The organism is Saccharospirillum impatiens DSM 12546 (genome assembly GCF_000423605.1).
GTDB classification, from domain to species: domain Bacteria; phylum Pseudomonadota; class Gammaproteobacteria; order Pseudomonadales; family Natronospirillaceae; genus Saccharospirillum; species Saccharospirillum impatiens.
This window is the reverse complement of the sequence record NZ_AUIH01000014.1, coordinates 67,093-79,626: the sequence shown is the minus strand read 5'-3', so window position 1 is coordinate 79,626 and position 12,534 is coordinate 67,093. Positions and strand designations below refer to the sequence as shown.

General features: G+C 58.2%; 9 protein-coding genes. 6 read left to right on the top strand and 3 right to left on the bottom strand.

Annotated features, from left to right (window positions below):
* Window positions 1-21: 21 nt before the first annotated feature.
* The 4 genes from G565_RS23895 (at window position 22) to G565_RS0111395 (ending at window position 5,749) form a co-directional block, all read left to right on the top strand.
* Window positions 22-2,526 carry a beta-mannosidase gene (locus tag G565_RS23895; protein WP_051207796.1) on the top strand — a complete coding sequence of 835 codons (2,505 nt, stop codon included), beginning with the start codon at window positions 22-24 and terminating at the stop codon, window positions 2,524-2,526.
* 35 nt (window positions 2,527-2,561) lie between these two features.
* Window positions 2,562-3,740, top strand: a complete 1,179-nt coding sequence (locus tag G565_RS0111405) for an AGE family epimerase/isomerase (RefSeq protein WP_028671044.1) — start codon at window positions 2,562-2,564, stop codon at window positions 3,738-3,740.
* Window positions 3,741-3,808: 68 nt separating this feature from the next.
* A complete protein-coding gene (locus G565_RS0111400; protein WP_028671043.1) occupies window positions 3,809-4,651 on the top strand; it encodes an LEA/WHy family protein in 843 nt (280 codons plus the stop codon).
* A 63-nt stretch (window positions 4,652-4,714) separates the two neighbouring features.
* Entirely contained in the window at window positions 4,715-5,749 is a 1,035-nt protein-coding gene (locus G565_RS0111395) for an amino acid ABC transporter substrate-binding protein (RefSeq protein ID WP_245584169.1), read from the top strand.
* Between the two features lie 153 nt (window positions 5,750-5,902).
* On the opposite strand, the gene G565_RS23890 is transcribed toward G565_RS0111395, so the two are convergent.
* From G565_RS23890 to G565_RS0111380, 3 genes are read right to left on the bottom strand one after another with little or no spacing between them, the layout of a single operon-like run.
* Window positions 5,903-6,556, bottom strand: coding sequence for a C40 family peptidase (locus tag G565_RS23890; RefSeq protein WP_028671041.1), 654 nt, complete (start codon window positions 6,554-6,556; stop codon window positions 5,903-5,905).
* A gap of 17 nt (window positions 6,557-6,573) precedes the next feature.
* Complete coding sequence (locus G565_RS0111385; RefSeq protein ID WP_084649346.1) at window positions 6,574-9,054, bottom strand: 7TM diverse intracellular signaling domain-containing protein; 2,481 nt, start codon at window positions 9,052-9,054, stop codon at window positions 6,574-6,576.
* Window positions 9,055-9,062: 8 nt separating this feature from the next.
* Window positions 9,063-10,430: a hypothetical protein gene (locus G565_RS0111380; protein ID WP_028671039.1), complete on the bottom strand. Its 1,368-nt coding sequence runs from the start codon at window positions 10,428-10,430 to the stop codon at window positions 9,063-9,065.
* 141 nt (window positions 10,431-10,571) lie between these two features.
* Between G565_RS0111380 and G565_RS0111375 the strand changes: the two genes are divergently transcribed.
* Window positions 10,572-11,387, top strand: a complete 816-nt coding sequence (locus tag G565_RS0111375) for a helix-turn-helix transcriptional regulator (protein WP_245584168.1) — start codon at window positions 10,572-10,574, stop codon at window positions 11,385-11,387.
* A 203-nt stretch (window positions 11,388-11,590) separates the two neighbouring features.
* Window positions 11,591-12,532: a bifunctional Delta(1)-pyrroline-2-carboxylate/Delta(1)-piperideine-2-carboxylate reductase gene (gene lhpI / locus G565_RS0111370; RefSeq protein WP_028671037.1), complete on the top strand. Its 942-nt coding sequence runs from the start codon at window positions 11,591-11,593 to the stop codon at window positions 12,530-12,532.
* The last annotated feature ends 2 nt before the right edge of the window (window positions 12,533-12,534 follow it).

The window sequence follows — 12,534 nt, the reverse complement described above, 5'->3', positions numbered from 1 at the left end:
TCACCCGACAGGAGTCTCTTCATGACCACCACAACCTTGCATCTCGATGATCAGTGGCAGCTCTATCGTGACGATGCGCCACAGCGACAGTATGAGGTTAAGGTGCCGGTAGATGTGCATCACGTACTGCTGCAGGCCGGTGACCTTCCTGACCCGTTTTACCGGGACAACGAAGCCCGGGTGCAGTGGGTGCATCAGCACAATTGGGTGCTTGAACGTGAGTTTGACTTGTCGCAGCAGGATCTTGCCCGCGATATCACCCTGCAACTGGAGTATCTGGATACCCACGCCACTGTAACGCTGAATGACGAGCCGGTTGCCGAACTGTCGAATCTGTTTCGGCGCTTTTATCTGGACATCAAACCCCAGGCAAAGACAGGTAAGAACCGGTTGAGGATCGTTCTGCACGATGCCGCCAAACTGGGGGCTGAGCGCGCAGCGCAATTGCCGTTTCCGGTGCCTTACAGCGAGTCCAACAATAAGATTCCACACATGAATACGGTGCGCAAAACTCAGTGTGATGCAGGCTGGGACTGGGGCATTTGTTTGATGTCGACCGGGCTTTACAGTGCGCCCCTGGTGCAGGTGCACAGTGACCGACTGCTCGATACCGTGCGTGTTACCCAACAGCACCAGGCGGGTGAGGCGCGCTTGCTGGTGACGGTCGATACGCTTGGCGCTGCCAGTACCGAGCAACGCCTTCACCTCGGTATGCCCGGTGCCGACCCGGTTGAGGTGGTTGTGCCCGTCGGTCGGAATCAGGTACAGGCGGAACTTATAGTAACCGAACCGTCACTTTGGTGGCCGAATGGCTATGGCGAGCAGCCGCTGTATCGTTTGGCTGTGGAACTGGACGGGCAGATCTGGCAGCGCGACATTGGCCTGCGCGAACTGCACTGGGATCTCAGCGCAGACGAAACGGGTAACCGCATGGTGGTGGTCGTCAACGGCGTCGAGATCTTCGCCAAGGGCGCTAACTGGATTCCGGCCGATGCCTTTCCGGCGCGCCACACCCCGGAACGTTACCATCAGTTGCTGGAAGCCTCGGCGGCGGCACACATGAACATGATCCGCGTGTGGGGCGGGGGCATGTACGAGCACGATGTTTTTTATGAAACCTGCGAACGGTTAGGGCTGCTGGTGTGGCAGGACCTGATGTTCGCCTGTTCGCTGTACCCGAGTACGCCGGCCTTTCTGGAAGACGTGACTCCGGAAGTCGACTGGCAGGTGCGGCGTCTGCAAAGTTACGGCTGCATCGCACTCTGGTGTGGCGATAACGAAGTCATCGGCGCGATCAACTGGTACGAAACCTCACGCAATAACCGCGAAAAATACCTGGTCAATTACGACCGTCTCAACCGGGTACTGGACGAGACCGTGCAGCAAGCCGACCCAAGCCGAACCTTCTGGCCGAGCTCGCCCTGTAACGGCGATCTGGATTTCGGCGACGCCTGGCACGATGACAATAAAGGCGATATGCACTACTGGGATGTCTGGCATTCGGGTAAATCTTTTTCCGCCTACTACGACATTAAGCCGCGATTTTGCAGCGAGTTCGGTTATCAGTCGTTTCCGTCGAAAGGCGTTATCGAATCGATCACCGAACCCGACGATCGCAATGTCACCAGCCCGGTGATGGAGGTGCACCAGAAAAACCCGGCCGGTAATTCCAAGATCGTTGAGATGTTCACCCGTTATTTTCGCTTCCCGGTTGGCTTCGATCAGTTTTTGTATTTAAGCCAGGTGCAGCAGGCCATCGCCATGAAAACGGCCATAGAATACTGGCGAACATTGCGCCCGCATTGTATGGGTACGCTGTACTGGCAGTTGAACGATGTCTGGCCGGTCGCGTCCTGGAGCAGTCTGGAATACGGCGGTGGCTGGAAACAAATGCACTACCACGCCCGGCGTTTTTATCAGCCGGTGCAGTGGTTCTGGATCGGGGAGGGCGAGCGGCAGCAGCTGATGGCGGTGAACGATTTACCGGTTCCGGTCAGGCTCAGCGGCCAGTGGCAGATCATAGCGCTGGATGGTCAGGTGGTGCAGACGACCGCCATCAACCAGCAACTCGACGCGGGCGCCAGCCTTTGCCTGGCCGAAGTCACCGCAGCAGACCCGACCCGCACCTTCGCCGTCGCGCGAGGTGACTATCGGCCGGATAAAAACAGCGGCTCGTCCGCACCGCAGTTCCCGGGTGGCCAGTGCGACGCCACCGCGTATTTCGCGCTGTGGAAACAACTCGATTTGCCGCTGGCGACGCTGTCGGCAGCCGCCGGCCACGACGCCGAAGGGCTCTGGGTTCGCCTGAGTACCGACCTGCCGGCGCATTACGTTACACTGGACAGCCCGGCTACCGGACGCTGGACTGACAACAGCTTCACCCTGCTGCCCGGCGAGACCAAAACCCTGCGCTGGCAGGGTGAGGCCATGACGCTGAACAGTCTGGCGGTCTATCATCTGGCGGCCAGTTATCGTGACAGGGTTGCGACGCAAGCAGTGCTGCAAAAAACAAAAACAGACCATTGAAAAAAACCAAGAAGACACAGGACGAGGACCGCTTAGTGAACTTTTACGATCGTGATTTTCTGAACCAGCATTGCCAGTCGATTCTGGCGTTTTATGACCCCAGAGTGGACGACCCGAGCGGTGGTTTCTTTCACAACTATTACGACAATGGCGATGTCTTCGACCCCGGTTTTCGCCAACTGGTAAGCAGCACCCGGCTGGTGGTGAATTACGCCCTGGCCGGCTTGCACTTCGACCTCGAAGATTATCGCATTCGTGCCCGGCGTGGGCTGGATTATGTCGAGCAGGTGCACTGGCGCGAGGAAGAAGGCTTGTACGCCTGGACGCTGCGCGACCACGAACCCGAAGATCTCACCCAACAAGCCTACGGCTATGCGTTTGTATTGTTGGCCTATTCCGCCTGCCTGAAAGCCGGTGTCATCGACAGCGCCGACGCTCTGCATCGGACCTACGATTTGCTCGAGCAACGTTTCTGGCAAGCCGACCAGGGACTGTTTGCCGATGAACTCAGCGCCGAGGGTATACTCAGCGATTACCGCGGCCAGAACGCAAACATGCACCTGTGCGAGGCCATGATCGCCGCCTTTGAGGCCAGCGGCGACTCGCGCTTTCTTGAGCGCGCCAAAACCCTGGCCAACAACATTGCCTTTCGCCAGGCCGACCTGACCGATGGTCTGATCTGGGAGCACTACACAACCGACTTCGGCATCGACTGGGATTACAACAAAGACGATCCGAAACACCTCTATCGCCCCTGGGGCTTTCAGCCCGGTCATCAGACCGAATGGACCAAGCTGCTGCTGATGCTGCACCGCCACGACCCGCAACCGCGCTATATTGATAGGGCAAAAAGCCTGTTCGACCGAGCCTGGCAAACGAGCTGGGATACCGAACACGGCGGTCTGGTTTACGGCTTCGACCCGCATGGACAGTGGTGCGATGACGACAAATACTTTTGGGTACAAGCTGAAAGTTTTGCCGCAGCTGCTCTGCTCTTGCAGGCCACCCAAGACGAACACTACCGCGACTGTTACCAGCAACTTTGGCAATACAGCTGGGAGCACTTTGTCGATCATGACTATGGCGCCTGGTTTCGGGTGTTGTATCGGAATAACCGCAAAGTCTCGAACGAGAAGAGCGCCGCCGGCGCCAAGTGCGATTACCACACCTTGTGTGCCTGTCTTGAAGTATTGCGGGTAATTGAAAAGAGCTAGCGCGAGGCGCGACCTGAAGGGTTATATCCAGTAAAGTGGAGCCGTCTCAATTTAATGGAAGCGACACTATGCGTCAGCAATGGTTAAGTCTGGGTGGCCTGGTCACCATCGCATTGATACTCAGCGGTTGTGCTGGTTTTGGGGTAGATGATGCCTATCGTCAGCCTGATTTCGAGCACCAGTCCACCCGGCTGACCGGCATCACCTGGACCGGGGTGAGCGGCTCCAGTCGTGTCGAGTTGACCAACCCGAACGCCTATCGCCTGCCGATCACCGAATTTGCCGCCCAACTCTGGCTCGATGGTGAACCCTGGATCGATCTCGGAACTCCCACATTGAATGGGCTGGCGGCCCGCTCGACCAGCACGCTTGAATTTGACTGGACGGTCACCGCGTCAGGCTTGCTGCAGCGCGCGCGCGATGCCTACGCCGCCGGTGAAGCGAACCTTGAACTGAAATTGCAACCGACGCTGGCGGTGCCGGTATTGGGCGCGCGCCAGCTCGACTGGTCACACGACTTTACCGTGCCGGTACCCAAATCTCCGCAGGTCAGCCTGGCAGACTGGCGGGTGGAAGACATTGGGTTTACCAGTCTGACTCTGGCGCTGGACTTGGTTGTGACCAACCCGAACCGCTTCGATCTGGCGACCGGACCCTTTGACGTTGGCATCGAAGCTGACGGCCGCAGTTTGTCCCGGCTGTCGTTGTCGGGCATGGACATTGGCGCGGGTGTCACTCAGCGCCAGACGACTGAAGTGTCCCTCGGGTTTGGCGGCCTGGGTATTTCCTTGCTCGAAGCATTGCGCAGTGGTGAGTGGCCGCAAAGCCTGGGCATGAACTGGTCTGGCAACATGCGCAGCCCGGATCTGGGGCTCGACTTGCCAGCGTTGACGGGGTCGGTTAGCCGGTAAATGATAGGCGGTGTTGAGCCTGCCAGAGTAGGCTTGTTCCGACAGACGTAGCAGGGGTTAACTATGCACAGCAACGCAATGGCGTCCGCAGGACGTCAAATGATGGGGTTTTTGGCGGGGCTGACGCTGTTGGTAGCCGTAACCGAGGCGTCGACACTGAGCGATGTACGCAGTAAAAATTACCTGGACTGTGGTGTATCGACCGGTATTCCCGGCTTCTCCAACCCGGACTCCGAAGGCCGCTGGAGCGGTCTGGATGTCGACATTTGCCGGGCTGTTGCGGCTGCTGTGTTGGGTGATGCCAGCAAGGTAAGGTACACGCCCCTGCCACCGGGCGACCGGTTTAACGCCCTCAGTTCGGGCGAAGTGGACATGTTGTCGCGCAACACCACCTGGACCCATGCCCGGGACACCACGCTGGGTATGATCTTCGCGGGCATTGTGTTCTACGACGGCCAGGGCTTTATGGTGACACGGGCATCGGGAATCACAGCGCTGTCTGATCTGGATGGGGCCGCTATCTGCATTCAGGGTGGCACCACCAGTGAGTTGAATGTTGCCGATTACTTTCGCGAAACGGACATGAATTACCAGCCCGTTGTGTTTGCGACCTCCGATCAGACCATGCGCGGTTTTGAGGCCGGTCGTTGCAATGTATTAACCTCTGACCTGTCACAGCTGTACGCGCAACGAACCCGACTGAGAAATCCGGACACCGCATTTATTTTACCGGAAGTCATTTCAAAAGAGCCTCTGGGCCCGGCGGTGCGCCAGGATGACATGCAATGGTACAACATCGTTAAATGGACGCTCTTCGCGATGGTTAATGCCGAGGAATACGGTGTCAGCCAGAGCAACGTCGACGCCATGCGGGAGTCTCCCAAGCCGGTGATTCAACGCATGCTGGGCGTTAATGCCGATACCGGCCGCGCCATGGGCATCTCGGCTGACTGGGCTTACCAGATTATTCGCCAGGTGGGCAATTATGGCGAGGTGTTTGATCGCAACGTCGGAGAGAATTCGCCACTCGGGTTCGAGCGGGGTCTGAACCAACTGTGGAGTAAGGGCGGATTGTTATACGCACCGCCGCTTAGATAGCTGATTGTTCAGTTAGCGGAATTCGGTGCATTTGTGTAGCCAGAAACGCACCCTCTCCCCAGCCCACTCTCGCAGGGCGGGATAGGGTGCTGTTAGTGGGTCCCTGTTGATCAGCTATCCGGAAACGCCCGTAATATTGTCATTTAGAACCCGTTACAGAAATCGTCTGGCCTGGGAATACCGTTGTTGCCAATAGGCGTTGCCCAGCGATGATTCAGTCACCCCGACTGAGGAGGCCGAATGAATAAAACGGTCGTCACCGAGATAAATGCCCGCGTGTTGCTCCTTACCTCCGATGCGGAAGAAGACGATGTCTCCCTCTCGCAGCTGATCCCGGCGAACAAACTGCCCTTCGTTCAGCATCATTTCGGTGGTGCGGGGCACGTTTCGGTTCAGCCCCTCCCGATACGCTGTCACTATGAACCCCGAGCAGTCGAAACCGGCAGGCGTGGTACCACCATAGCGATAGGGCGTGCCCTGGTAACGTTGGTAGACCTGTTGTAGCTGGGCAGTAACGGCCGAGTTGCGAGTTGGAGCATCGTTAGGAGCGGAAGATGGGTTCTGGCCAGTGGTGGCCGCGATTGGGCTGGCGGAGCCAGCTTCATAACTCTGGTAACCGGCGCAGCCGGCCAGTAAGAAGCTGGCGCTGGCGATCAATAGCAGGCTGCGCAGGTGGTAACGCGGAGCTGGCTCTTCGGCTGGGAACATCGGTTTATCCTGCATCGTCAGCGGTCTGTCAACACTCTGTATGGCAACCTTACCGCGCGGTGCCAGCCCGGGCCAGCCGATGCGTGTAAAGAGCGTCACGCGGGTTCAGCCTGCAGTCAGGTAGCGTGGCCCCGTTGTTGCCAGTGCAACAGGCGCTCTACCAGCATGGGCCGGGAGAAGGGTTTGGGGATCAGGTCGTCCATGCCTGCGGCAAAGGCCTCATCGCGGTCGCGTTCCATGGTATTGGCCGTGATGGCCAGAATGGGCGTATTGGCGTTAGGGCCATCGTTCTTGCGAATCTGACGGGTGGCTTCAAAGCCGTCCATATTTGGCATCTGACAATCCATCAGGATGAAGTCGTACTTGTCTCCAGCGGCCTGCTCTACCGCACCGAGGCCATCGTAGGCGACATCCATATCACAGCGCTCCCGTTCAAGGATAGCGGTCAGCAATTTCAGGTTGAGCAGATTGTCCTCGACGATCAGCACCCGACTACCGGCCAGGGGCGCCTTGACGTCGCTGGCCGCCTCCTGCACCGGCGCAGCGGTGCAAGGCAGGCTCAGTCGGGTCAGAATGTGGTCCGCATGGCTTTCCCGTACCAGATCGGCGCCCAGAATGTCGGCAAAAGCCTGGCTCAGGTAGTGGTTGAGGGTCGGGCCGGTCAGCGGTGGTTTCTCCGCCGGGCTTTTGGGATTGGTCAGCTCAGCCATTGACGGTGTGTGAATGGTATCGATGGGGTTTGGCTGGCGCAGTGTCAGGTTTAATCGTTGCGCTGTGGCATCGAAGTGCGCGCTCATTTCAATATCACCGGACTGGCTGTGTTGCAGGGCGCTGTCGAGCAGGTGATCCAGAATGTGCTGGGTGTTGTGCCAGTCCAGAGACAGCGCGCCGGGCAGTGTCTCTGCCGCCGTCAGTGTGCAGGCCCGGCCGTGGGTGGAAAAGGCTGCTGACAGGCGGTTCTTGCAATCCATCAGGCGCGCTCGTACGTCGACTATCGCCGGGCGGCTGGTGACCGGGTAGGCTAACAGCTCGGCATAAGACAGCAGGCTTTCAACCTGGTGATGAGTGGTGTGCGTCGCGTTCTGGAGCAGGTACAACAGCTCCTGTTGGCGGGGTGTCAGCGGGCTGCTGGCGAGTTCTGCCAGAGCGCCCAGAGCGTGGGTGATGGGGGTGCGAAGCTCATGGCTGACCAGTCGTAAAAATTCATCCTTGCTGCGGTTCGCGTCGCGCGCATCCTGTAACGCCTGGTCAAGCCGGGCCAGCGTTTGCAGGGCTTCTTCCTTGGCCCCGGCTTCGCGTTCTTCACGATCACGATGGTCGTTGCGCAAATAATTTGCCTGGGCTACCGACATCAGTAACGATTCGTAAGCGACGCCAAACAGCAGCGCACGTTGCACGAAAAAATTGGAAGGCAGCAGACCCTGCACATAGAGGTTATAAATCACCGCACAGATCACCATGCCTGTCCAACTGACCAAAAACAGGGGGGCTGAATTCAAGCCTTTGTACGTAGCGCTGATACCGAGATAAATGACGGTAACAAAGAAGATGAGGTTGGCCAGGGTGACAATGGTGACGGCGTGGCTGATCAAATCCAAAATGCCGAAAGGAATCGACGCGATACCCAGCCAGCGCAATCCGCTTAGCACATGATGCAGGCGGGGGTAGTGGATGCGGGTGCGCAGGAAGTGCTGGCAAAAGCTGTAACCTCCCCAGAAGAACATCGCCAGCCCGAAAAACGCGGCATTCTGCTGAATAAACGTGGAATCTGGCCAGAGGTAGAGGTAGCCCAGCCCCGAGTTATACACTGAAAACAGAATAATGCCGCTTAGATAGATCAGGTAGTTGAACCGGAAACGGTCCCGGTCGACCTGCCACATCACCAGGTTGAACAGCAGCATGGCACCGCTGAGCGTGATCAGCAGTACGTCGAGAAGCATTTCACGGGTGGCCGAGTGAATTTGGGTGAGTTCGTCGTTCAGACTGACGTCGAGCGCCAGCGTGCTGCGGCCATAAGCAGCAATGTAGATTTCCCGTGTTTCACCGGGGGCAATGGACACGGGCACCAGATATCCCGGAAACGGGTAGCGGCGCAGCTCACTGGGTCGTCGGTCTCCGGCGATAAAGACAGGGGCATCCATGGAAATGGCCTGACCGGCGGTCACGGAGTAGACATCCACGTAATCCGCCGCTTCGGCACTGATGGCCAGAGTCCAGTCTGTTTGCTGTGTATCGTTGATAACGCGTAGCGCCAGCCAGGCTTTCTGGTCGTCACGGATGTAGCCAAAGTTGGGGGTGCTTTCGAATGTTTGCGGCAGGGCATCAAGACTGGGTGGCGTATCGAGCGGCAATAACCCGCCATTCAGGGCATTGAGGGTCAGGTTGTTGCTGACTTGTGACAGCCGAATCTCTGCGCTGGCGGCCCCGGCAACGCACAGAACCAACAGGCTGAACGCCAGAAGCATCAGCCGACGGACGATGCCCTGGCATCGTAGATCGGGGAATGTAAGCCACCGGCCCACAACATCGAACCGGTTTTCGAAAGCCGATTCGTTCGAGCGGTTCCTTGACGTGGCGAGCGGTCCTTTTGATGTCATCGGCGTTGTCAGAACAATGCATCCAGCCCCAGCTTAACACTTAGGCTGATGTTTACACCTTCCTTTTCTTCAAGGGCGCCCAGCAAATAGCCGCTTTCCAGCGAAAACCTCAGGTTGTCGTCCAGTGGCGTTGGAATATCGACTTCGACAAACAGTTGGGTACCCGGGCCATCCGGGCCGTATATTCCATCCAGGCCATAGCGGAAACTCTCGCTGTGGCCAATGGCACTGACCAGGCCGAGGCTCAGATACCAGAGGTCGCCATAGCTGCCCCGAACCCGATAGGCGAGGTCGATGTCTGAAGCCGAGTCGAACTGAAAGCCAGCGAACCAGCTTTGCTCCGGCGCATTCAGAATGCTGAAGCTATTCTGGCCGACCACGAACTGGTTGCGATGCCGATAGCTGACTTCTTCGACCGCATCACCTTCCTCGATCAGTGCCTTGGCCAGGTCATAGTGGTCGGAGCGGGCAATTTCGCCACGGGCGACGCCGTTACTGACCGAGTTGATGCGGATGCGACCGATGATCTCGCGAAAGGCGTCGTCTTCGGTGATGGGTTTGATGGTCTTAAAGACAGCAAAATAGCTGCCTGGCGTTACGCCAGCTTCTCGTCCCAGGCTAATGGCGACCTGATCATCCAGCTTCGACAAAATCGTCCCGTCGGCCTGAACCGAAGGGTCCGCACGTTCGACCCAGTCGTTGCTGCGGATCGACAGACGCCCGAGTTTGATCTGCGCAACCGCATATACGCTGCTGACGGACACCACTTCAATGATGCCGCTCTGGTCATCGACATAGCCGTAGCTGTCGCCCCGGGCATCGCGTATTTCTTCTCCCCGGCGGAACACCCGATACAGGTCTCCGACTTCAACGCCTGTGTTGATGCCGAGGTCAAAAATCAGTTCGTCGCCGCTGACCCGCACGACCGTGCCCAGTTCCCGGAAAGCTCGTTTCAGCACCAGCGGTAACTCGTACTCCAGTTGCGCCAGCAGGGCGGGAACGTCGTCGGTGAGGCGAAACTCCAGGGCCCGTTGCAGTGACAGCTCGCCGGTGCGAGTGTTGTAGAACGTGGTGGTCAGGGTGGCGGTGCGTCGAGCTGGCGTGTAAAGCGTCACAACGGCCAGGGTGTCGAGCCCGGCGTCAAGAGCGGCTTTGTTCATCGCTTCAATTCTGGCGTCAGAATCCGGTCGCACCTGAGTGGTGGCCGGTGCCACTTCATAGTCCCGCAACTGGTTCAGGGCATTGGCTGCGACCAGCCGCAGGTCGGGACGAAAGGCGAGGTAGTCGTCTTCCGTGTCGGTCACCAGCAGCACATTACCGGCCGCTACAGCAGTGCCGGCCAGCATCAGCAAGCACCCCAGGGCAAAGCGAATCACGTCAGCGTTCTCCTAACAACGATGGGTATGGTGGAGTATAGACACAGGTGTCCCGGCGCAAGCCAGTCTGGCGATTAAATTCGCCGAAAATCGGATAAAACCGTCAAAGCAGTGACGCTTGCAACGCTGGCCCAGCCTCGTATGATGAAAACCGTTACCGATCAGGAGCGCATGGCAGAGATGGCGTTTTTACAATTACGGGCAGCCACACTGACCCGACAACACGTCTCACACGCGCATGCCCATCATCAGCTGATTCTGGCGACGTCGGGTGTGACGAACCTGCGGATCGAACATCAGGAAGACCAAATCACCAAAACGTGTGGGTGCCTGATTCCCTCAACCTATCATCACGACTACGTCGGTGACGGCGCCAATCGAACGCTGGTGTTGGACATCCCTCAGGCCAGTCTCGCCACCCTGGTGTTCAGTGATGAGCTTGAACGATTGTTTGCGGCGCCCCGGTTTTACCCGGTTTCCGCTCAGTTGCAGGACCTTGCTCGCAGCTTGATGAACCAGGTGGAACACACGCCTCACCTGCAAACCAGCATCGCAAGTTTGCTGCTTCGGGCGTTGTATCATCAATTGTTTTCTACCGACCTGCCGCCTCATACGTTGAACAGTCAGCATCGCTTGAAAGGCCGGGATCGAATAGACCTGACCCGCATCGACCGCTTTATCGATCTCCACCTGGCTGATCAGATTACGGTGGAGTCATTGTCGGGCCTGTGTGCGCTCAGCCCTGGGCACTTTCACAGCTGTTTTCGCGAGGTAACCGGGCAGACGCCGCTGTCTTATGTGCAGCAGCGGCGTCTGCAGGCTGCATACCGTCTGGTGACGGATACGTCCCTGGCGCTGGCACGCGTGGCCGAGCGGGTTGGGTTTCGGGATCAGGGCAGTTTTTCGCGCGCATTCCGGCGCCAATTTGGCGTATCGCCTTCCCAATCTCGCGGTTAATTTCTCGTCTGGTAGGCCTGTTTTCCGGGTTTCGGGCAAAAAATGCTCAGTTCAGGGCAAGCATTGTCGGCGCATTGGTCTTATGTTGTCAGGACTGACCGCGCCGGTGGCTCGGCATTACAGCCGGGTATTGACGTTTGAATGTCAGCCCCTGATAACACCCGGCTACCCCTGAATCAGGTTTACCGATTGGAGACAACACCATGCAGATCATAAACAGTGAGCAAGTCGCCCGATTGCTGGCCTGGCCAGCGCTGGTTGATCGCATAGCCGATGCTTTTGTCGCCGGTGTCGAAGCGCCGCCTCGCCATCATCACGCCATGCACCGCAAGGATGGCGAAGCCACCATGTTGCTGATGCCCGCCTGGCAAACAGACGGTTTCGTCGGTGTGAAGATGGTGAATGTGTATCCGCAAAACGCGGCCGCGGGTTTGCCGGCCATTGCCGGTGTTTATCTGCTCAGCAATGGCGATAACGGTCAGCCCTTGGCCTGCATCGATGGCAGCGAACTGACGCGCCGTCGCACCGCAGCGGCGTCTGCCCTGGCCGCGCGTGAACTGGCCCATCCGGATGCCAGCACCCTGGTCGTGTTGGGTACGGGCAAGCTGGCGCCCATGTTGATTGAGGCTCATGCCAGCGTTCGCCCGATTCGCACGGTTCAGGTTTGGGGCCGCGACCCGGCCAAGGCAGCGGCACTGGCCAGTCAGTATGCAGACCGTTTTGACACCGCTGTTGTCACCGACCTTGCTGACAGTGTGGGCCAGGCCGATATCATCAGCTGCGCCACGCTATCGACCGAGCCACTGGTGAAAGGCGATTGGCTTAAGCCGGGTGCCCACCTGGATCTGGTCGGCGCATTCCGCCCCACCATGCGCGAAGCCGACAGTGTGGCAATGATGCGCGGTGACGTGTTCGTCGATACCTACGCGGGCGCCCGGGGCGAGGCAGGTGACCTTCTGCAGGCGATTGAGGAAAGCGATTTTACCTTTGCCGATGTGCGTGCTGAACTGGCTGAGCTGCTGCGCGGTGACAAGCCGGGCCGCCGCCATGGTGACGACATCACGGTATTCAAATCGGTCGGCGCGTCGCTTGAAGATCTGGCCGCTGCCATTGAAGTCTGGCAACAGTTCACAGTGGGAGCCTGACG